At 65.7% G+C, this 21,035-nt stretch carries 16 protein-coding genes; 11 read left to right on the top strand and 5 right to left on the bottom strand.

All coding sequences use genetic code 11. The annotated features are described in order from the left end of the window. Position 1: 1 nt before the first annotated feature. Both JQ572_RS22890 and JQ572_RS22885 read right to left on the bottom strand, forming a co-directional pair. A complete protein-coding gene (locus JQ572_RS22890) occupies positions 2–601 on the bottom strand; it encodes a YdcF family protein (RefSeq protein ID WP_211385088.1) in 600 nt (199 codons plus the stop codon). A gap of 62 nt (positions 602–663) precedes the next feature. Further along, positions 664–1,251 (bottom strand): hypothetical protein, encoded by a 588-nt coding sequence (locus JQ572_RS22885; RefSeq protein WP_211385087.1) that lies wholly within the window; start codon positions 1,249–1,251, stop codon positions 664–666. Between the two features lie 65 nt (positions 1,252–1,316). Between JQ572_RS22885 and JQ572_RS22880 the strand changes: the two genes are divergently transcribed. After that, entirely contained in the window at positions 1,317–1,751 is a 435-nt protein-coding gene (locus JQ572_RS22880; RefSeq protein ID WP_211385086.1) for a hypothetical protein, read from the top strand. A gap of 2 nt (positions 1,752–1,753) precedes the next feature. Here JQ572_RS22880 and JQ572_RS22875 read toward each other — a convergent pair whose 3' ends face one another. The 3 genes from JQ572_RS22875 to JQ572_RS22865 all read right to left on the bottom strand — a co-directional run bounded on the left by JQ572_RS22875 (position 1,754) and on the right by JQ572_RS22865 (position 6,321). Next, positions 1,754–4,153, bottom strand: a complete 2,400-nt coding sequence (locus JQ572_RS22875; protein ID WP_211385085.1) for a bifunctional diguanylate cyclase/phosphodiesterase — start codon at positions 4,151–4,153, stop codon at positions 1,754–1,756. A gap of 112 nt (positions 4,154–4,265) precedes the next feature. After that, positions 4,266–5,675 (bottom strand): MFS transporter, encoded by a 1,410-nt coding sequence (locus JQ572_RS22870; RefSeq protein WP_211385084.1) that lies wholly within the window; start codon positions 5,673–5,675, stop codon positions 4,266–4,268. A 139-nt stretch (positions 5,676–5,814) separates the two neighbouring features. Next, positions 5,815–6,321: a YciE/YciF ferroxidase family protein gene (locus JQ572_RS22865; protein ID WP_211385083.1), complete on the bottom strand. Its 507-nt coding sequence runs from the start codon at positions 6,319–6,321 to the stop codon at positions 5,815–5,817. A 428-nt stretch (positions 6,322–6,749) separates the two neighbouring features. Here JQ572_RS22865 and JQ572_RS22860 point away from each other — a divergent pair, with 428 nt between their 5' ends. The 10 genes from JQ572_RS22860 to JQ572_RS22815 all read left to right on the top strand — a co-directional run bounded on the left by JQ572_RS22860 (position 6,750) and on the right by JQ572_RS22815 (position 20,971). Next, positions 6,750–7,832, top strand: a complete 1,083-nt coding sequence (locus JQ572_RS22860) for a lysylphosphatidylglycerol synthase transmembrane domain-containing protein (RefSeq protein WP_211385082.1) — start codon at positions 6,750–6,752, stop codon at positions 7,830–7,832. An 84-nt stretch (positions 7,833–7,916) separates the two neighbouring features. Then, on the top strand, positions 7,917–9,872 hold the full coding sequence (locus JQ572_RS22855) for an SGNH/GDSL hydrolase family protein (protein WP_211385081.1): 1,956 nt from the start codon (positions 7,917–7,919) through the stop codon (positions 9,870–9,872). A 233-nt stretch (positions 9,873–10,105) separates the two neighbouring features. Then, on the top strand, positions 10,106–11,458 hold the full coding sequence (locus JQ572_RS22850) for an MFS transporter (protein WP_211385080.1): 1,353 nt from the start codon (positions 10,106–10,108) through the stop codon (positions 11,456–11,458). A 122-nt stretch (positions 11,459–11,580) separates the two neighbouring features. Next, positions 11,581–12,486 (top strand): LysR family transcriptional regulator, encoded by a 906-nt coding sequence (locus JQ572_RS22845; RefSeq protein ID WP_211385079.1) that lies wholly within the window; start codon positions 11,581–11,583, stop codon positions 12,484–12,486. A gap of 128 nt (positions 12,487–12,614) precedes the next feature. After that, on the top strand, positions 12,615–13,559 hold the full coding sequence (kdgD, locus tag JQ572_RS22840; RefSeq protein ID WP_211385078.1) for a 5-dehydro-4-deoxyglucarate dehydratase: 945 nt from the start codon (positions 12,615–12,617) through the stop codon (positions 13,557–13,559). Between the two features lie 26 nt (positions 13,560–13,585). Continuing rightward, on the top strand, positions 13,586–14,929 hold the full coding sequence (gene gudD / locus JQ572_RS22835) for a glucarate dehydratase (RefSeq protein WP_211385077.1): 1,344 nt from the start codon (positions 13,586–13,588) through the stop codon (positions 14,927–14,929). An 18-nt stretch (positions 14,930–14,947) separates the two neighbouring features. Next, on the top strand, positions 14,948–16,396 hold the full coding sequence (locus JQ572_RS22830; RefSeq protein WP_211385076.1) for an aldehyde dehydrogenase family protein: 1,449 nt from the start codon (positions 14,948–14,950) through the stop codon (positions 16,394–16,396). Between the two features lie 130 nt (positions 16,397–16,526). Next, positions 16,527–18,068 (top strand): galactarate dehydratase, encoded by a 1,542-nt coding sequence (gene garD, locus JQ572_RS22825; protein ID WP_211385075.1) that lies wholly within the window; start codon positions 16,527–16,529, stop codon positions 18,066–18,068. 186 nt (positions 18,069–18,254) lie between these two features. Further along, positions 18,255–18,524: a hypothetical protein gene (locus JQ572_RS22820; protein ID WP_211385074.1), complete on the top strand. Its 270-nt coding sequence runs from the start codon at positions 18,255–18,257 to the stop codon at positions 18,522–18,524. A 191-nt stretch (positions 18,525–18,715) separates the two neighbouring features. Next, entirely contained in the window at positions 18,716–20,971 is a 2,256-nt protein-coding gene (locus JQ572_RS22815; protein WP_211385073.1) for a TonB-dependent siderophore receptor, read from the top strand. Positions 20,972–21,035 lie beyond the last annotated feature (64 nt).

Raw genomic sequence — 21,035 nt, 5'->3', positions numbered from 1 at the left:
CTCAGGTCTTCGGCCATTCAGCGATGAAGCCTTCCGCCCTGTACGGCTCGATCTTGTCCCATTCATGCAGCATGCGGCGGCAAAATTCGGCATCGGTATGCCAGAGCGCGCGGGGCGTCGCGAAGCTGTCGACGGTGAGCAGCATCTTCTCGACCTCGGGCCAGTGCCGATGCAACGTCATCGGGTAGCGCCGCGCGGTCCAGGTGTTGCCGAGACAGATCACGCTGCGAATGTTCTGCAGTCCGAGCGCCGCATCGATGACCGGCAGCGAGAAAATCACGTTCTCCCCGGTATTCATGGCGCGATGCTCCTCGAGGACAAGTTCCGCCGGAATACCCGCCGCAATCATCGCCGCCTTGATGATCGTGCACTCGGATTGCTCCGAGCCCGGCGTCACGCCGCCGCTGACAATCGACCAACGAAAATAGCCCTCGCGCCACAGCCGCGCCGCGGTGTCGGCGCGCAGTGCGACATCCTCCCGGGTCCCGAACACGAACAACAGATCGGCCGGCGCGAGCGGCGTGTCGATCAGGTGCGTGCGGTTGATCTCGGCGATCTCATCGGCCGTAGGCCGGCGCGCGCTGCGATCCAGGGTGGACATGGCTGCACGATCCGACACCGGCGCCGGCGCGCGAAGTCACGTTTGATTGCGGACGATTGCAGCTAGGGCAGCAAGGCCTTCGGCACGCGATCGAAGCTGTAGCTCTGCGGCCGGTTGCGCCGCACGAAGCCGCCGACCTGCCAGGCGAACAGCGCGGCAAATCCGATGATGAACAGCGCGCCCGCCAATTCGCCGATCATGAGCGCGCGGATCAGGAGTCCCGTCATCGCCACCGTCAGCACCGCCAGGAAGGCCAGCACCGCGGCATAGGTCTGGCGGCCCAGACCGGCGGTCAGCACAGCGCGGCTGCCCGCTTTCGCCATCCGCGCATGAAGCTCGATGATGAAATCGCGAAAACCATTGTTCTGCGGCGCCATCAGCGCCGCGGTCTGCCAGCTCGTCGACAGGATCGCGATACGGCCGCCCTTGGTGTGGCTGACATCGGCGCGAAAGCGGTGCTGCTGCATCGAGACGGGTCGGAACGACAGCCGGATTGCACTGATCTCGTCATAGCGCCACAGGCCGGAACGGCCGGGGATGTGCCAGGAGAGCCCCTCGTCCGTCAGTTCGAAGCGATGCGCCGAGCCGATCAGCGACGCCTTGTAGGCATAGCTCGCGACCGGCGCCGCGTCGGCTCCCGCGCCCTGCATCTTCACAATCAATCCAATCCGCGATCAGCTTGCATCATCGCCCTCCCCCATCCTACAAGCGGGGCATGGCTGAGACGATCTTTTTCCCGCGCCGCCTGATTCTCGGCGCCGCCGTGATCTCCGGCGTGCTGCTCGCGCTTGCGGTGCACATGCTGGGCGCGCGCTACGGGCTCGACCTCGGGGGCCTCTGGCACTCCGACACGCATGAGTTCATCCCGGCGGGCGCGGCGATCGCCTGGTGGCTGATCGCCTCGGTTGGCTTCTCCGGCGGCTATTTCACCGCGACATTGATGCAGAGCGCCGCCGACGGCCAGATCCCGCAACGGATGCGGCAGTTCCTGATCGCGGTCGGCGTGCTCCTGCTGGCGGGCGCGGGCCAGGTTGCCTCGGCGCCCAGCCCGATCCCTACGGTCTCGGGCGTGCTGGCCGGGCTTGCGGCGCTATGCCTCGGCGCCGTGATGGCGTTCTGCGGCGCGCATTTCGCGCTGCGCCGCGGCTGACCTCAGGCGGTCGCGCGCAGCCGCGGCCGGTTCAGCATGATCGCGACATCGGAAGCCGGCCGCGGCTTGCTGAACAGATAACCCTGCGCCTGGGTGCAGCCCTCGCGCCTGAGCAGCTCGAGCTGCGCGTCGTTCTCGACGCCTTCCGCCGTGGTGACGATTCCGAGGCTGCGGCCGAGACCGGTCACGGCGCGGATGATCGCCATGGAATCCTCCCGTGTCGCCAGCTCCGACACGAAGGAGCGGTCGATCTTGATCTTGTCGAACGGGAAGCTGCGCAGATAGCTCAGCGACGAATAGCCGGTGCCGAAATCGTCGAGCGAGATGCGCACGCCCATGGCACGCAGCTCGTGCAGGGTGGTCAGCGTCGTCTCGCTGTTCTGAAGCAGCACGGATTCGGTGATCTCGAGCTCGAGACGGCGCGCATCGAGTCCCGAAGCGGCCAGCGCTTCGGTCACGGATGCGATCAGGTTCGGATTCTTGAACTGCACCGGCGACAGGTTGACGGCGACGTCGACATCGTCGGGCCAGGTGGCCGCGTCGGCGCAGGCGCCGCGCAGCACGAACTCGCCGAGCTGAACGATCAGTCCGGTCTCCTCGGCCAGCGGAATGAAGCTGATCGGCGCGATAAGGCCGCGCTGCGGATGGTTCCAGCGCAGCAGCGCCTCGAAGGCGACGACGCGACCGCTGGCGACGTCGCGGATCGGCTGATAGTACGCCTCGAATTCGTCGCGTTGCAGCGCCGCGCGCAGATCCATCTCCAGCAGGCGCCGCGCCTGCGCGCGCGCATCCATGCCGGTCTCGAAGAACCGATAGGTGCCGCGGCCGTCCGCCTTGGCCCGATACAGCGCGAGGTCGGCGTTCTTCAACAGCTCGTCCGGATTGTTGCCGTCCTGCGGCGCCAGCGAGATGCCGATCGAGACGCCGATGACGATCTGATGGTCGTCGATCTCGTAAGGCGCCGAGACCACCTCGACGAGGCGGCCGGCAAGGGATCTTGCCGCGGTTTCCTCCGACCGTCCGATCTGGACCACGGCGAACTCGTCGCCGCCGAGCCGCGCGACGGTGTCGCTCTCGCCGACGGTGGCCTTCAGCCTGCGGCCGACCTCCTTGAGCAGCGCATCGCCGATGGGATGGCCGAGCGAGTCGTTGATGTCCTTGAAATGATCGAGATCGAGACAAAGCACCGCGAGCTGGTCGCCCGACCTGGTCCGGAGCAATCCCTGCTCGAGCTGCTCGTGGAACAGCACGCGGTTCGGCAGACTTGTCAGCGCGTCATGGCGGGCCATGTGCGAGATCTTGGCCTGCGCCTCCAGCCATTCGGTGATGTCCTCGAAGGTCGCGACCCAGCCTCCACCCTGCATCGGCTGGTTGACGACCCGGATGGACCGGCCCAGCCTGCTGACGACATCGGTCGTGGTACGGCTCTCGCGCGCGTCGGCGACGAGGCGGGCGAAGAATTCGCCCGCATCGCCCTGCCACTGGCCCCTGGCCTGCTCCTCCCGCAGCACATCGACCAGCAGGCGGCCGGCGAGCGGGATGTCGGTGCGGCCGAGCATCGCGGCATAGCGTTCGTTGAACAGGATGATCTTGCCGTCCGCGTCGAACATGCACAGTCCCTGCGACATGTTCTCGAGCGCCGTGTCCAGCACGATCTGCTGGCGGCCCAGCTCGCCCTTGGCGCGGCGGTCGAGCAGCGCGGCCACGAGCGCAATCGCGATGATCGCAACAGCGGCACCTGCGGTGAGGAAGGACAGCGAGGCCGGCGAGACGGACAGCCCGCTGATCGCGATCGTCGGGTCCGGCGTCAGCAGCACCGCGCCCATCGCGGTGAAATGATGCGCGACGATGGCGACCGTCAGCAGGGCGGTCGCGGCCAGCGCATGGAAGCGGTTGTCGCGCCGCGCTGCGACGAACAGCGCGAGCGCTGCAAACACAACTCCGAACAGCACGGAGGCGGCAACCGTGCTTCCGATCCAGTCCACGCGCGCCGGCATCTCCAGCGCGGCCATGCCGGTGTAGTGCATCGTCGCGACGCCTGTGCCGACGATTGCGCCGCCGAGCACGATCCACGGCGCGCGTGAGGATGATACCGCGATGCTCAGCCCCACGAAGGTCACGGAGATCGCGAAGACCAGGGAAAGGATCGTCACCGGGATGTTGTAAGCGCCGGCGCCACCCGGCCCGTAGGCGAGCATCGCGATGAAATGCGTCGCCCAGATGCCGCATCCGCTGACGGCGGCGTCCAGGGCGATCCAGGCCAGGCGACCGGGGCCGTTCGACGCCCGAGCCCGGTGAAACAGGCTGATCGCCGCCGCGCTTGCGAGCAGACACACAGCGCCGCCAAGCGCCACAAGCCGCCAGTCGTGCTCTTCGGCGAGACAGTAGAATACTTGGTACATTGCAGGCCCCTATCGACCCGCACTTGAACCGACAGAGGTGGATAGTCGGTAACTGGCTACGTGCCCCCTTCGGGGATGGTGAACGGAAGGTGTGTCCATTCGCTCGGATTGTTCATCCGCGCGCCGGTGCACCGAGGCCGATCACGGCGGCGGCGAGCAGCAGCACCGCCGCCGACAGAATCAGCGACAGATGCATGCCGGTCACGAACGCCCCCTCCGAGGCCACCAGCGAGCCGAACAGCGCGACGCCGAGGACGCTGCCGGATTGCCGCGTCGCGTTCAGGACGCCCGCCGCGATACCGGAGCGCGCCTTCTCGACGCTGCCCAACAAGGTCGAGGTCAGCGGCGGCACCAGCAGCCCAAGTCCGCCGCTGATCGCAATCATCTGGGCAAGGATCGCCCAATAGCTCGTCCCGGCCTCGATCCAGAGCAGGCCGAGGCAGCCAAGCGCCGAGACGCAGGCGCCGACGACGATGGTCGGGCACGGGCCGATATGCTCGGCGAGGCGCGGCGCCAGCAGATTGAACGGCAGCACCGCCCCCATCATCGGCACGAAGGCGAGACCGGTCCACCACGCCGACAGCCCGTTGATCCTCTGGAAGTACAGGCTGAGCACGAAGATCAGGCCATAGATCGCAATGTTGACGAGCAACCCGACGAGCGAAGTCAGCGCGAACAGCCGGTGGCCGAACAGCGACAGCGGCAGCATCGGCTGTACCGCGCGGCTCTCGCGCCAGACGAAAAGCGCGCCGAGAATGGCGGCTCCGACGAAGGCCGCGATCACGGCTGGATGTTCCCAGCCGAGCGAACCGCCTTCGATGATCGCGCCGGCCAGCGCCCCCAACGCACCGATCGCGGCAAGCTGTCCGGGCAGATCGATCTCGCGCGAGCGCGCCTGCGTGGTTTCGCTGGCGTAACGCCAGCTCAGCCACAGGCCGGCAAGCCCGATCGGCAGATTGACCAGGAAGATCGCGCGCCAGCCGACCAGCGTGATCAGCGCGCCGCCGACGAACGGGCCCGCGGTGAGGGCAAGGCTCGCTCCGGCGGCCCAGACCGCCACGGCACGGCCGCGCTCGCGGTCGTCCGGATAGGCATGACTGAGCAGCGCGAGAGAATTCGGCACCAGGATCGCCGCCGCCAGGCCCTGGACCAGCCGCGCTGCGATCAGCACGGCCGCATTGGGCGCCAGTGCGCAGGCGAGCGAGGCCGCGGTGAAGATGGCGAAGCCCGCCATGAAGATGCGCTTGGCGCCGATCCGGTCGCCGAGCGCGCCGGCCGTCAGAATGAACGCGGCAAATGCAATGGTGTAGGCGCTGACCACCCATTGCAGCTCGGCGACGCCGCCGCCGAGCGTCCTGCCCATCGCACCGAGCGCGGTGTTGACGATGGTGACGTCGAGCTGCACCACGCCATAGCCGAGGCTCATCGCGGCGAGCGTGAGGGAGGTTGCAAGACGCGAGCCGGCACGCGGCGCGCCGGCTCCGTCGCCGAAGGATTCATTTTTGATGGTGCTTGCTCGCATGCTGCCAACTCGGTTGCAGCCCCATGCGAAACATACGCTTCCATCCCGCCGTCATGTTTCGACAATGACCGAATGATGGATGCGTCACATGCAAGCGCCGCGCGGATGGCCGCGCGGCGCTTTTTTTGATTACCTCACCTTAGCTGGCCGCGCGGAGATTCACCTTGCTCTCGGCGAGCGTGGTCAGCTTCTTGTCGGTCGCCTTCTCTTCCTCCAGCGTCTTGGCGAGCACGCTGGCGCAGTCATTGCGGCCAAGCTGCTTGGCCCAGGCGATCAGGCTGCCATAGCGGGCGATCTCGTAATGCTCGGCGGCCTGCGCTGCGTTGATCAGGGCGGCGTCGAGCACCGCTTTGTCCGCGACCTCGCCGGCGGTCTCGTCGGCCTCCTCGATGATGCCGTCGATCGCCGGGCAGTCGACCGCCTTCACCTGAGCACCGTGCATCTTGAACACTTCCTCCAGCCGCTTGACGTGCTGCTTGGTTTCTTCGAGGTGCGTCAAAAAGCCCTGTTTCAGCTGCGGATCGGTGGCCTTGTCGGCCATTTTCGGCAGGGCCTTGGCGAGCTGCTGCTCGGCATAATAGATGTCCTGAAGCTGGTGCACGAACAGGTCGTTCATGGTCTTGATGTCTTTCGTGAACAGTCCCATCGGTCCGATCCTCTCGAGGTTTCGGGAACACGGACGCAGCGGCCTGCAAGAAAAGCCGCGTATTCCGCCATGTTCGATTGCTGATGGTGGCCTAACGGGCACCCGGCATCGGCGTTCCAAAAAAGCCCGCATCGCTTGAGCTGGAACAATGCCGACCGCGCCAGGATTTGAAACCATGCCGAGACACGGACGCGAGAGCCGAACCGGTCCCACGACTCATATGCTTAACGCCCGCCCGATGTGAACCGCGTATGACAAAAGTGGCCGGTCCGGCGCAGAACCTATCATTGTCAAGGGCTGCACAAGTTACTGTTTTTGCCTTAAATGAGCTACATCATGCCTAGCGATCGAAGCCCATTTCGGGCAGTGATCGCACCCGACCGGCCAATCTCTGGCCCGGTCGGTTTTGCCCCCCGCCGGGAGGACGAATGCACGGACTGCTGCCCGCGCTGAAACGCGGCTTCAAGAGATGGATCGGCTGGCGACGGCTCGGCATTGCCGCGAGCGTCTTCATCATCGCCTTCGCGATCACCACGCTGGTGCGGACCCTCAAGGGCATCGATACCGGTGTCATCCTGACCGCGTTGACCGAGATTCCCCGCGGCAATATCGGGCTGGCGGCGATCTGCGTCTTTTTCGCGTTCTGTACGCTGACCTTCTACGATTTTTTTGCACTGCGAACGATCGGCAAGAAGCACGTGCCCTATCGCATCGCGGCGCTCTCCAGCTTCACGTCCTATTCGATCGGCCACAACATCGGCGCCACGGTGTTCACGGGTGGCGCGATCCGCTTCCGGATCTATTCCGATTACGGGCTGAACGCGATCGACGTCGCGAAAATCTGCTTCCTGTCGGGGCTGACCTTCTGGCTCGGTAACATCTTCGTGCTCTCGATCGGCATGGCGATCCATCCCGACGCCGCGTCCTACATGGATCAGCTGCCGTCATCGATCAATCGGCTGATCGCGCTCGGCGGCCTCGCCTCGATCGCCGCATATCTGGTCTGGCTCTGCATGGGCGAGAAGCGGCGCGAGCTCGGCCAAAAGGGCTGGAAGGTGGTGCTGCCCTCGGCGCCGCTGACGCTGGTGCAGATCCTCATCGGCGTGGTCGATCTCGGCTTCTGCGCGCTGGCGATGTATCTGCTGGTGCCGGCCAGTCCGCAGATCGATTTTCTGTCGCTTGCCGTGGTGTTCATCCTGGCGACCCTGCTCGGCTTCGCCAGCCATGCCCCCGGCTCGATCGGCGTGTTCGATGCCGCCATGCTGGTGGCGCTGCCGGAATTCGGCCGCGAGCAGCTGCTGGCGACGCTGCTGGTGTTCCGCATTCTCTATTTCGTGATCCCGTTCGGCCTCGCCATCTCCATCATGGGCGCGCGCGAGCTCTGGATGAACGTGGTGGAGCCCTGGCAGGAGCGGCGGCGGCTGGCGGAGGCCTGCGCACAGGCCAACCTGCCCAAGCAGGTGACGCCCATGGAGCGCGAGCGGCTGCTGCGGCAGGCCAACAAGCGCTGACGCGGACGGTCCAGACAAAGGTTGCAGGCGGGGGAGCAATGCTCTCTTATTTCCGCCTCAACTTTGCCGTTGAAGACGCGGGCCATGATCCGAGCATCCCTTCGCACTCTCTCCGCAGGCGCCCTGCTGCTTGCCGGGATCCTGACCGCCTTGCCGCCCGAGCGCGCCGCCGCGCAGGACTCCGGCGCCCTGCAGATCAATTGGGAGGTGCGCAACCGCTTCCGGCTGTTCCGCGAGGAGCGTGATTTCCTGCTCCATGTCGAGAATGCGGGTAACCGCAGCATTCTCGCCGCCGAACAATCGCTGGAACTCCAGAGCGAGGGTCGGGGCTGGGCCCGCAACATGGTCAACCGCCTCTGCATCGACCTCCAGGGCCGGGTCAACCAGCCCTGCACCCGGGACAACGTGAAGGAAAACTACCTCACCCCGGTCGATCACCCCGTCACCGTGCGCCTCACCGGCGCGGTGCCGGTCGGCGCTACCTGCGCCTGGTCGTTCGACGACGGCGACGGGCCGCAGACCTCGACTTTCGACTGCGCCGAGCCGGTCAATCTGCGGGTCCGCTATGGCAAGCAGACGGTCGCGAGCGTGGACGTCTCCTCCGGCTCCGATCCGACCCAGCGTGTCCAGGCCGAGATCCAGGTTCGCGACATCTTCGTGGCCGGCTTGGGGGACAGCATCGCCTCGGGCGAAGGCAATCCGGATCGGCCGCTGGCGCTGTCCGACGAAGGCTTCTGCTTCCGCTCCTATCTCGGCACCGCCGCCGGCGGCCAGTACTACCGACCGAGCCGCGCCGGCTACAAAGGCGGCCGCGCCTGCGAGGCGCCGGATTCGCTCGCCAACTGGCAGCGCTACGGCGCGCTCTGGTTCAACTCACCCTGCCACCGCTCGCTCTACAGCTACCAGGCCCGCACCGCGCTGGCGCTCGCTGTGCGCTACACCCACGTCGCGGTGACCTTTTTGCCGCTCGCTTGCACCGGCGCCAGCATTGGCGACGGACTGCTCGGCTCGCAGCGCGCCCGCGAATGTCCGCCCGGCAAGACCGGCGTCTGCAACACCAGCGTGAACGCGCAGGTTGCCGAGTTGCGTGAAGCGCTCACCGCCGCCAGGAAGCGCCAGCCCGACCGCACGCTCGACCTCGTGCTGCTCTCGGTCGGCGCCAACGACGTCTATTTCTCCGGCCTCGTCGCCGACGTCATCGTCGACACCGCGACCGAGCGCGCCCTGTTCCGCCGCTCCGGCGTGATGGCGAACGTCGATGATTCCCGCGATGCGCTGGCGCGCGAGCTGCCGCAGAATTTCGTCAAGTTGCGCGAGGCGCTTAAGCCGCTGGTCGGCGGCGACCTCTCGCACGTGGTCTATGTCTCCTACGCCAACCCGGCGCTCGCCGATGGCGGCGTGCCCTGCCGCGGCGGCCGCGCCGGCTTCGACATCCACCCGTCCTTCAACGCCGACCCGCAGCGCCTCGCCCGCGTCTCGACCTTCGTCGACACGGAATTCCTGCCGCAACTGAAGGGCCTTGCCACCTGCACCCGCGGTGCGCTGTGCCGCGATCCGGAAGCCGACCGCATGACCTTCGTCGACGCGCACCAGGCCGCGTTCGCCGATCACGGCTTCTGCGCGCATTCGGGCAACGATCCGGAATTCGACCGCACCTGCTTTGCCGAGAACGGCCAGAGCTTCAATCCCGATATCGTGAGCGCGGCGAGCCAGCCGATGCTGTGCGGCCGCAGCGCCTCCGAATTCCGCGCCTATCTGCCGCGCGCGCGCTGGATCCGCGACGCCAATGACAGCTACTTCGCGGCCATGACCTATCCGCAAGGCCTGCCGGCCGCGAGCCAGCCGACCGACATCCACGACGCGACCTGGGGCGTGCTCTCCGCCATCTATGGCGGCGCCGTGCATCCGAGCGCCGAAGGTCACGCCGCGATGGCGGACGCGGCGCTGCCGGCCGCGAGCGCAGTGCTCGGGCTCGATGCCGTGCCGCCCGGCGTGACGCGCGGACTGCTGCCGCAACTGCTTCCGGGCGCGCAGCAGTAAATAGCAAGAGCGAACTCTCTCCGCGCCGTCATCGCGAGCGCAGCGAAGCAATGACGAGTTGGTGGCTCGAGCACTCGATCCCGGTCACGATTTCCACGCATCGTTTCCTCGACCTGCCGTTCCATCAATCCAAAAACGGCATCGATCGATACCCCCTTGAACTTGGACACTTTGCCGCGCGCGCCTCTAGGAGTCGCAGTGAGGAAACATTTCGAGTTCTAAGGAGGCGCGTGATGAGCGCAGTGGTGTCCGCAACGGACGTGAGGAGGTCTCGCGTCAGGTTGTTCATCGTGACCATGTTGTTCCTGGTCACGACCGTCAATTACGCCGACCGCGCCACGCTCTCGATCGCGGGCCCCGCGCTCTCCAAGGAGCTCCATCTCGATCCCGTCGCCATGGGCTACATCTTCTCGGCCTTCGGCTGGTCCTATGTGATCGCGCAGGTGCCGGGCGGCTGGCTGCTCGACCGCTACGGCTCGCGCCTCGTCTATGCCTTCAGCATCATCGTCTGGTCGATCTTCACGATGATGCAGGGCTGGGTCGGCTTCTTCAGCGCCGGCACCGCGATCACCGTGCTGTTCGGCCTGCGCTTCCTGGTCGGCATCGCCGAGGCTCCGTCCTTCCCCGCCAACGCCCGCATCGTCGCGGCCTGGTTTCCCGGTAACGAGCGCGGCACCGCATCGGCTTTCTTCAATTCGGGGCAGTATTTCGCCACCGTGATCTTCGCGCCGCTGATGGGCTGGATCGCGCACGACTACGGCTGGCGCTACGTGTTCTTCGTGATGGGCGCGCTCGGAATCCTCATGGGTCTCGCCTGGATCAAGACCATCTATGGCCCGAAGGAGCATCCCGGGATCAACGAGGCCGAGTTCGACTACATCAAGGACGGCGGCGCGCTGGTCGATCTCGACGCGCCGAAGGACGATCTGAAGCACGAGCGTGCGCCGGACTCCGGCCCCCGCTGGGACCACATCCGCCAATTGCTCTCCAACCGCATGATGCTCGGCGTCTATCTCGGCCAGTACTGCATCAACACGCTGACCTATTTCTTCCTGACCTGGTTCCCGGTCTATCTCGTCAAGGAGCGCGGCCTGTCGATCCTGCAGGCCGGATTCGTCGCGACGCTGCCGGCGCTGTGCGGCTTCATCGGCGGCGTGCTCGGCGGCGTCATCTCCGACGCCATCCTGCGCAAGACGGGTTCGCTGACGCTGGCGCGGAAAATCCCCATCGTCGGCGGCATGCTGCTGTCGATGTCGATCATCGCCTGCAACTATGTGGACGGGCAGGCGCTGGTGGTCGGCTTCATGGCGCTCGCCTTCTTCGGCAAGGGCATCGGCGCGCTCGGCTGGGCCGTCGTCTCCGACACCTCGCCGAAGGAAGCCGGCGGCGTCTCGGGCGGCCTGTTCAACACCTTCGGCAACCTCTCCTCGATCAGCACCCCGATCGTGATCGGCTACATCCTGGCCGCGACCGGCTCGTTCAACGGCGCGCTGGTCTTCGTCGGCGCCAACGCGCTGGTGGCCGCATTCGCCTATCTCGTGATCGTCGGCAAGATCGAGCGGGTGGTGCTCAAACGTTCCTCCTGAGGGCTCCTGCGGGAGCTTGACCAGGCAACTCAACGGCGGCGTCACAGCCGCCGTCTTTGTTTTGGGGGTAATCGATGCTAGAAGTGCCGGGGAAACGCCTTATTCATCTAAGGCATGTATCGATGTTCGACCTCAACCAGCTCCGCTGTTTCGTCACGGTGGCGGAGGAATTGCATTTCGGCCGCGCCGCCGCGCGGCTGAACATGACCCAGCCGCCGCTGTCCCGGCAGATCCAGGTGCTCGAGCACATCATCGATGCGCCGCTGCTGGAGCGTACCAGCCGCTCGGTGCGGTTGACACCTGCCGGGCGCAGCTTCCTGCCCGAGGCGCGGCGCATCCTGAAGCTCGCCGAAAGTGCCTCGCAGGTCGCCCGTCGCATCGCGCTCGGCAAGACCGGCTCGGTGAAGATCGGCTTCACCGCCGCCGCCGCCTACGGCTTCCTCCCGGAGCTCGTCGCAGCCTGCCGCGCCAAGCTGCCCGAAGTCGACTTCTCGCTGAAGGAGATGGTGTCGGGCGACCAGTTCGAGGCGTTGAGCTCCGGCCAGATCGATGCGGGTTTGCTCAGACCGCCGATCGCGCGCCCGGAAATCGCCAGCCGCCGCGTCGTCGCCGAGCCCCTGCTCGCCGCGATCCCGAAGAAGCATCCGCTGGCGAACGCCGAAACCGTCACCATCAAGGATTTCGACGGCCAGCCCTTCGTGATGTATTCGCCCTATGAAAGTCGCTATTTCCACGATCTGCTGGTGGCGCTGTTCACTCGCGCCGACGTGCTGCCGCGCTATGTGCAGCACCTCAGCCAGATCCACTCGATCCTCGCCATGGTCCGCGCCGGCCTCGGCCTTGCTATCGTGCCGGCGGCCGCGGCAAGCCTGAAGATCTCCGACGTGCGGCTGCGGCCGCTCAAGCTGCGCACGCGCGTGCCTGTCGAGCTGTTCATGGTCTGGCGCCGCGACGACGAGAATCCGCTGCTGTCGGCGCTCGTCAAAATCGCAGGTGAATTGTCCTCCGCGGAGACGATGGAAGATTGATGCTGATTTCGCATCGGTCGATATAGGCTTTGGCTTGGACGCGCATAGAACGGTTGCCTAAACAACGGCGCATGGACGCGCAGGCCTTGGTTGCGTCCTCCACAACACGCAATAAGGGAGCAGCGCCCATGAGCAAGATGACCCCGCAGGAGATGGCCCATAAGATCGGATCCGGCCTCCTGTCCTTCCCCGTCACGCCGTTCAAGGCGGATTACTCCTTCGACGAAACGACCTACCGCGCCAACATGGACTGGCTCTGCGGCTATGACGTCGCCGGCCTGTTCGCGGCCGGCGGCACCGGCGAGTTCTTCTCGCTGACGCCGACCGAAGTTCCGCAGGTCGTCAAGATCGCCGTGGAAGAGACCAAGGGCCGCGTGCCCGTGCTCGCCGGAACCGGCTACGGCACCGCAATCGCCCGCGAGATCGCGATCGGGGCCGAGAAGGCCGGTGCCGACGGCCTGTTGCTGCTGCCGCCCTATCTCACCCATGCCGAGCAGGACGGCCTTGCCGCCCATGTCGAGGCGGTCTGCGCCTCGGTGAAGATCGGCGTCATCGTCTACAACCGCGACAACGCCATCCTCCAGCCCGACACGCTGGCGCGTCTCGCAGAGCGCTGCCCGAACCTCGTCGGGTACAAGGACGGTATCGGCGACATCGAATTGATGACCCGCGTCCACACCAAGCTCGGCGACCGCCTGACCTATATCGGCGGCCTGCCGACCGCGGAGACATTCGCGCTGCCCTATCTCGACATGGGCGTGACGACCTACTCCTCGGCCGTGTTCAACTTCGTTCCGGAATTCGCCACCAATTTCTACGACGCCGTGCGCAAGCGCGATCACGCGACGATCCATGCCGGGCTGAAGGATTTCATCCTGCCGCTGATCGCGATCCGCAATCGCAAGAAGGGCTATGCGGTCTCGATCATCAAGGCCGGCATGAAGGTGATCGGCCGCGATTCCGGCCCGGTCCGCCCGCCCCTCACCGATCTCACCGAGCAGGAGATCGCGGAAGTGACGGCGCTGGTCAAGGATCTGCCCGCCATCCGATCGTCACAACAGGCTGCAGAATAACAAACGACAACAGGGAGGAGCGGACGATGGCAAGGACCGAGATCACCGGCGCACCGGTCGTCACCGCGATGCAGGTGATCCCGGTCGCAGGCCGCGACGGCATGCTCCTCAATCTGAGCGGCGCGCACGCGCCGTTCTTCACCCGCAACATCGTCATCCTCACCGACAATGCCGGTCACACCGGTGTCGGCGAGGTGCCGGGCGGGCAGAAGATCTGGCAGACGCTCCAGGATGCCCGCGATCTCGTGACCGGCAAGACCGTCGGCGCGATGAACAACATCCTCGCCGACATCCGCACCGCCTTCGCCGACCGCGATGCCGGCGGCCGCGGCAAGCAGACATTCGACCTGCGCGTCATGATCCATGCGGTCACGGCGATTGAATCCGCGCTGCTCGATTTGCTCGGTCAGCATCTCAACCTGCCCGTCGCCGCGCTGCTCGGCGAGGGCCAGCAGCGCAAAAGCGTCGAGACGCTCGGCTATCTCTTCTTCGTCGGCGATCGCCGCAAGAGCAAACTCGACTACGTCGCGGGCGAGACCGGCAAGCCGGAATGGTTCAACTTGCGCCATCAGGAGGCGATGTCGCCGGAGACCGTGGTGCGGCTCGCGGAAGCCACCCACGATCATTACGGCTTCGCCGATTTCAAGCTCAAGGGCGGCGTGCTTCGCGGTGAGCAGGAGATCGAGGCCGTCACCGCCATCGCCAAGCGCTTTCCGAACGCGCGCGTGACCCTGGACCCGAACGGCGCCTGGTCACTCGACGAGGCTATCCGGCTTTGCAAGGACATGCACGGCATCCTCGCCTATGCCGAGGACCCCTGTGGAGCCGAAGCCGGCTTCTCCGGCCGAGAAATCATGGCCGAGTTCCGCCGCGCCACCGGGCTGCCGACCGCGACCAACATGATCGCAACCGACTGGCGGCAGCTCTCGCATGCCTTGCGTCTGGGAGCGGTCGACATTCCGCTCGCCGATCCCCATTTCTGGACCATGCAGGGCTCGGTGCGCGTTGCCCAGACCTGCCGCGACAACGGCCTGACCTGGGGCTCGCACTCCAACAACCATTTCGACATCTCGCTCGCCATGTTCACCCATGTCGGCGCTGCCGCCCCGGGCAAGGTCACCGCGATCGACACGCACTGGATCTGGCAGGACGGCCAGGCGCTGACCAAAGAGCCGCTCCGGATCAAGGGCGGCAAGATCGCCGTGCCCGACCGGCCGGGCCTGGGTATCGAAATCGACAGGGCCGCCATCGACGCCGCGCATGACCTCTATAAGCAGCATGGACTTGGCGCCCGCGATGACGCTATTGCCATGCAGGACCTGATCCCCGGCTGGACCTTCGACGACAAGCGTCCCTGCCTCGTTCGCTAAGAAACTCTGGAGGAATACATGACTGCGATCCTGAAGAACTTCATCGGCGGCGAGTGGGTCGACGGCTCCGGCGTCACCAAGAACATCAACCCCTCCAACACCAACGACCTCGTCGGCGAATACGCCAAGGCCGACAAGGCGCAGACCGAAAAAGCGATCGCCGCCGCCAAGGCCGCCTTCCCCGCCTGGGCGCAGTCGACGCCGCAGGCGCGCTACGACGCGCTGAACAAGATTTCCCTCGAGATCATCGCCCGCAAGGAAGAGCTCGGCCGCCTGCTCGCCCGTGAGGAAGGCAAGACCCTGCCGGAAGGCATTGGCGAGGTCGCGCGTGCCGGCCAGATCTTTGCGTTCTTCGCCGGCGAGGCGCTGCGCCTGATCGGCGAGAAGGGCGCCTCCGTCCGTCCCGGCCTCGACGTCGAGCTCACCCGTGAGCCGGTCGGCGTCGTCGGCATGATCACGCCCTGGAATTTCCCGATCGCGATCCCCGCCTGGAAGATCGCGCCGGCGCTCTGCTACGGCAACACCGTGGTGTTCAAGCCCGCTGAACTGGTTCCGGGCTCGGCGCACGCTCTGTCCGAGATCATCACCCGTTCCGGCATTCCCGCCGGCGTATTCAACCTCGTGGTCGGCTCCGGCTCGGTCGTCGGCCAGACCCTGCTCGATCACCCCGACGTCGCCGCGATCTCCTTCACCGGTTCGGTGCAGACCGGCCGCAAGATCGCGCAGGCCTGCGTGCTGTCGAACCCGATGAAGAAGTTCCAGCTCGAGATGGGCGGCAAGAATCCCCTGGTCGTGCTCGACGACGCCGACCTCAAGACCGCCGTCGAGGTCGCCGTCAACGGTGCCTATTTCTCGACCGGCCAGCGCTGCACCGCCTCCTCCCGCCTGATCGTCACTGAAGGCATCCATGACCGCTTCGTCGCGGCGGTGGCCGAGCGCCTGAAAGGCCTGTCGGTGGACGACGCGCTCAAGGCCGGCGTCCATATCGGCCCGGTGGTCGACCAGAGCCAGCTCGACCAGGACCTGCGCTACATCAAGATCGGCCAGGACGAGGGCGCCAAGCTCGCCTTCGGCGGCGAGCTGCTCAAGCGCGAGACGCCCGGCCACTATCTGCAGCCGGCGCTGTTCACCGAGGCCAACAACAACATGCGCATCGCGCGCGAGGAGATCTTCGGCCCCGTCGCCGCCGTCATCCGCGCCAAGAACTACGAGGAGGCGCTGGCAATCTCCAACGACACCGAGTTCGGCCTCGCCTCCGGCATCTGCACCAGCAGCCTGAAATACGCCTCGCACTACAAGCGCAACAGCGAGTCCGGCATGGTGATGGTCAATCTGCCGACCGCAGGCGTCGATTATCACGTGCCGTTCGGCGGCCGGAAGGGTTCGAGCTACGGCGCCCGCGAGCAGGGCTCCTATGCCCGCGAGTTCTACACCACGGTGAAGACCGCCTATACCTATCCGGGCTAACCAAGGGCAAGATATCGTAGGGTGGGCAAAGCGAAGCGTGCCCACCGCTTGGGTTCGGTGTGAAGCATGGTGGGCACGGCGCGTTGCGCCTTTGCCCCACCCTACGACTTCAGCTTCTGAGGCAAAGCAAATGGACCAGTCAGTGGCAGCGAAAGAGCAGCCCCGCTACATCAAGCTCAACGAGCGCGACAATGTCGCGATCGTGGTCAATGATTTCGGGCTTCCTGCCGGCTCGCGCTTTGCCTGCGGCCTGACGCTGCGCGCCTTCGTGCCGCAAGGCCACAAGACGGCGCTGGTCGACATCGCACAAGATCAGCCGATCATCCGCTATGGCGAGGTGATCGGCTACGCGCTCGCGCCGATCCAGGCCGGCGAATGGGTGGACGAGGCGCGCATCCGCATGCCGGAGGCGCCAGCGCTGGACAAGCTGGAAATCTCCACCGCCGTCCCCGCGCCGCTGCCGCCGCTCGAAGGCTTTACTTTCGAAGGCTTTCGCAACACCGACGGCTCGGTCGGCACCAAGAACATCCTCGGCATCTCCTCCTCCGTGCAATGCGTCAAGGGCACGATGGAATACGCGGTGAAGCGCATCCGCGCCGAGCTGTTGCCGAAATATCCGAACGTCGACGACGTCGTGCCGCTGACGCACGCCTATGGCTGCGGTGTCGCGATCAACGCGCCGGACGCGGTTGTGCCGATCCGCACGCTGCAAAACATCGCGCTGAACCCGAATTTCGGCGGCGAGATCCTGGTCATTAGCTTGGGATGCGAGAAGCTCGCGCCCGAGCGGCTGGTGCCGGAAGGCGTCAGCGACGCCATTGTCCGCATGCAGGACGAAGCCTTCGACGGCTTTGGCGCGATCGTCGACGCGATCATGACGCAGGCCGAAGCGCGCCTGAAGATCCTCAACAAGCGCACCCGCGAGACCTGCCCGGCGGCCGATCTCGTGATCGGCCTGCAATGCGGCGGCAGCGACGCGTTTTCCGGCGTCACGGCCAACCCCGCCCTTGGCTTCGCCGCAGACCTGCTGGTGCGCGCCGGCGCCACCGTGATGTTCTCGGAAGTCACCGAAGTGCGCGACGCCATCCAGCTTCTCACCCGCCGCGCAATCAACGAGGACGTCGGCCGCGCGCTGGTGCGCGAGATGGCCTGGTACGATTCCTATCTGGCGCGCGGCGGCGCCGATCGCAGCGCCAACACCACGCCCGGCAACAAGAAGGGCGGTCTTGCCAACATCGTCGAGAAGTCATTGGGCTCGATCGTCAAGTCCGGCTCGTCCGCCATCACCGGCGTGCTCGCGCCCGGCGAGAAGGCAACGCAGAAAGGCATGTTGTTCGCGGCCACTCCTGCCTCCGACTTCATCTGCGGCACGCTCCAGCTCGCCTCCGGCATGACGCTGCAAGTGTTCACCACCGGCCGCGGCACGCCTTACGGGCTTGCGGCCGCGCCTGTGATCAAGGTCGCGACCCGCAGCGAGCTTGCGCGCCGCTGGAAAGACCTGATCGATTTCGACGCCGGCGGCATCGCCACCGGCGAGAAGACCATCGAGGAAACCGGCTGGGACCTGTTCCGCCTGATCCTCGACGTCGCCAGCGGCCGGACAAAGCCATGGTCGGACCGCTGGGGCATCCACAACGATCTGACGCTGTTCAATCCGGCGCCGGTGACCTGAAGATCACCGCGCCGGCGAAACCGTCCTGAAACACAGAAGCGATGCGTTTCCGCCTTGCTTCGTTCCGTCGCACCACGCAATCAAATATGTCCGGCGGCGGCGAGCGAATGTTCGTCCACGAGCGAACCTGTGGCGGCAGCGCCGCGACCAAACCTCCGATTGATATTTTTCAACGGAGATTTTTCAATGCGTATTCTCTCGATGATTGCCACTGCCGGTGCGATGATGGCGGGTTCGGCCGGTGCATTCGCCGGCGAGCTTCCCTCTTACGAAGTGAATTCGTTTCCGATCTCGACGACGCAAGTCCAGGTGCTCGGCGGCGCCGGCGTCGAGCAGCAGCCGACTGCGCCCGCGATGGTCGTCGCCGGCATGCCCGCCTCGCCCACGCAAATGTCCGTGCTGTCGCCGCGCGTCAAGCGGCTTGCGGCCGCCAACGCCACCAGCGAGCAGCGTTGATCGGCGCTGAGCGAGGCGCACCACCTCATTATCTCATTCCCGCATTCGCGCGCCGACATCAATCGGCGCGCGCTCGATTTATATGAATACTAATTCCAAATCCGATGATTGCGGGACTATTGCGTCCCTCCTGCACTTCAAGCTTCCGACTACACTTGTTAGTCGTCGCCCCGCAAATGATGGGGTCGCAAATGACAACATATCTACGGACGACGGCGGGATTGATCGGCGGCGTCCTGCCGCTGCTGGCAGGCTTGGTGGACGCCGCACCGGCCGAGGCGCAATCATCGTCTCAACAGCTGCCCGCCGTCGTCGTCGAACAGTCATCATCGCGGCCGGCGGCACGTCCGCGTCCGCTTCGCTCCCGCCAGGCTGCGCAGGCGGCGAGCCGCCGTCGTCAGGCCGAACGGATGCCGTCGAATGCCAATGCGCCGTCAGCCGGCGCAAGCACGGTGACGGAGACCGCAACAGGCCCGGTCCACGGGTACGTCGCGACCCGCAGCGGCACCGGCACCAAGACCGACACGCCGTTGCGCGAGACGCCGCAATCGATCAGCGTGGTGACCGCCGACCGGGTCACCGACCAGGGCTCAACCACCGTGCAGGAAGCGCTGCGCTACGTGCCCGGCGTGTTCGCCGATGCCTACGGCGCGGACTCGCGCGGCGATTATCCGCGCATCCGCGGCCAGGACCCCAATATCTATCTCGACGGCACCCGTGTGGTGAACACCTTCAACTTCAACGAATGGCGGCCGGAGCCCTACACGCTGGAGCGCATCGAGGTCTTGCGCGGCCCCTCTTCCGTGCTATACGGCGACACCTCGACGGCGGGCCTGTTGAACCTGATCTCGAAGCGCCCGCAGGCGGAAGCCGCCAACGAGATCGGCGTGCAATATGGCAGCTTCAACCGCAAGCAGGTGCAGCTCGACTCCACCGGAAAGCTGACCGGGGATGGCGAGTGGCTCTACCGCTTCGTCGGCGTCTTTCGCGACAGGAACATGCAGACCGACTACGTCAAGGACGACCGGATCGTGCTGGCGCCGTCGCTGACGTGGCGGCCGACCAACAACACCAGCTGGACCGTGCTCGGCACCTATCAAAAGGACAAGACGGGCTCGTCGACCGCCTTCCTGCCGCACGAAGGCACGCTCTATCCCGGCCCCAACGGATTCATTCCGATCAACCGCTTCACCAGCGAGCCGGGCTGGGATCGCTACCGGACCGAGACCGGCGCGGTCTCCAGCCTGTTCGAGCACCGCTTCAACGACGCTCTGACCGTCAGGCAGAACCTACGCTATACTCGTGTCGAGGGTATTTATCACGGCTTGTATCCGGACGTGTACTCCACGCCGGACAATCCATTCCTGGATGCCGAACGTCGCACGGTGGCGCGCTACATCTGGGCCCGGGACAGCGTCAAGGACAATTTCACCTCGGACAGCAATGCCGAGCTGAAGTTCGCAACCGGCGCGCTCTTGCACAAGACGCTGTTAGGCATCGACTACCGCGGCTACAAGGAGCGTGCATCGTCCGGCGCAGGCTACGATGCGACGCCGTTCGATCTCTACGCGCCGGTCTACACCGGCGTCACGCCGCCGGTCATGTCGGCGGAGCCGGATCTCCGCCAGAGCCAGCTCGGCCTCTATGCGCAGGACCAGTTGCGGCTCGGACCATGGCTCGCAGTGCTCGGCCTGCGCCACGACGACGTCACCAGCGCCACGCAGGGCTCTCCGGTCGAGCATTACCAGGCGACCACAGGCCGCGCCGCACTGATGTACGAGCTGCCGTTCGGCGTCACGCCTTACGTGACCTATGCGCAGTCGTTCAATCCGGTGTTCGGCAGCGGCGTCTGCGCCACGGTCTGCGCGCCGCAGCGCGGCGAGATGGTGGAGCTCGGCTTCAAGTACAATCCGACACCTGGCAACGCGATCAACGGCGCCATCTTCGACACCACCGAACGGAACCGGCTGGCCAGCGACCCCGACAATCCGCTGATTTCGATCCAGACCGGCAAGGTCCGCATCCGCGGCGCCGAGCTCGAGGTGCTGGCGCGCATCACGCCGGAGCTCGACCTGATCGGAGCCTACACCTATCTCGATGCCCGCGTGGAGAGCGGCGACAACACGGGCAAGCATGTCGAGACCGTGCCGGACCACCAGGCCTCGCTCTGGGCGAAGTACCGTCTCTCCCTGCTCGGCCTGCCCGGCGTCACGCTTGGCGGCGGCGTGCGCTATATCGGCACGTCATGGGACGGCACCGACACGATCCGCACACCCGATTACACCCTGTTCGACGCCATGGTCCGTTACGAGACCGGCCCCTGGCGATTTCAGGTCAATGCCAGCAATCTCTTCGACAAGCGTCACGTCACCACCTGCCTCGCACGCGGCGACTGCTTCCTCGGCATCGGTCGCACGGTACTCGGCAGCGCGACCTACAAATTCTAGCAAGGAGGTTGACGTCATACCCCCGCGCATGAGGTAGCCGCACAACAGCGCGCGCTGAGCCAGC

The organism is Bradyrhizobium sp. SZCCT0153, from assembly GCF_018129995.1.
GTDB lineage: Bacteria > Pseudomonadota > Alphaproteobacteria > Rhizobiales > Xanthobacteraceae > Bradyrhizobium > Bradyrhizobium japonicum_G.
The sequence above is the reverse complement of the archived record's forward strand: the minus strand, read 5'-3'. Positions and strand labels throughout refer to the sequence as shown.

Coding starts and splice junctions, on each gene's coding strand:
- JQ572_RS22860 (WP_211385082.1), top strand. CDS start 6,750: ATGCACGGACTGCTGCCCGCGCTGAAACGCGGCTTCAAGAGATGGATC.
- garD (WP_211385075.1), top strand. CDS start 16,527: ATGGACCAGTCAGTGGCAGCGAAAGAGCAGCCCCGCTACATCAAGCTC.
- JQ572_RS22885 (WP_211385087.1), bottom strand. CDS start 1,251: ATGCAGGGCGCGGGAGCCGACGCGGCGCCGGTCGCGAGCTATGCCTAC.
- JQ572_RS22870 (WP_211385084.1), bottom strand. CDS start 5,675: ATGCGAGCAAGCACCATCAAAAATGAATCCTTCGGCGACGGAGCCGGC.
- JQ572_RS22845 (WP_211385079.1), top strand. CDS start 11,581: ATGTTCGACCTCAACCAGCTCCGCTGTTTCGTCACGGTGGCGGAGGAA.
- JQ572_RS22830 (WP_211385076.1), top strand. CDS start 14,948: ATGACTGCGATCCTGAAGAACTTCATCGGCGGCGAGTGGGTCGACGGC.
- JQ572_RS22875 (WP_211385085.1), bottom strand. CDS start 4,153: ATGTACCAAGTATTCTACTGTCTCGCCGAAGAGCACGACTGGCGGCTT.
- JQ572_RS22815 (WP_211385073.1), top strand. CDS start 18,716: ATGACAACATATCTACGGACGACGGCGGGATTGATCGGCGGCGTCCTG.
- kdgD (WP_211385078.1), top strand. CDS start 12,615: ATGAGCAAGATGACCCCGCAGGAGATGGCCCATAAGATCGGATCCGGC.
- JQ572_RS22855 (WP_211385081.1), top strand. CDS start 7,917: ATGATCCGAGCATCCCTTCGCACTCTCTCCGCAGGCGCCCTGCTGCTT.
- JQ572_RS22850 (WP_211385080.1), top strand. CDS start 10,106: ATGAGCGCAGTGGTGTCCGCAACGGACGTGAGGAGGTCTCGCGTCAGG.
- JQ572_RS22820 (WP_211385074.1), top strand. CDS start 18,255: ATGCGTATTCTCTCGATGATTGCCACTGCCGGTGCGATGATGGCGGGT.
- JQ572_RS22890 (WP_211385088.1), bottom strand. CDS start 601: ATGTCCACCCTGGATCGCAGCGCGCGCCGGCCTACGGCCGATGAGATC.
- JQ572_RS22880 (WP_211385086.1), top strand. CDS start 1,317: ATGGCTGAGACGATCTTTTTCCCGCGCCGCCTGATTCTCGGCGCCGCC.
- gudD (WP_211385077.1), top strand. CDS start 13,586: ATGGCAAGGACCGAGATCACCGGCGCACCGGTCGTCACCGCGATGCAG.
- JQ572_RS22865 (WP_211385083.1), bottom strand. CDS start 6,321: ATGGGACTGTTCACGAAAGACATCAAGACCATGAACGACCTGTTCGTG.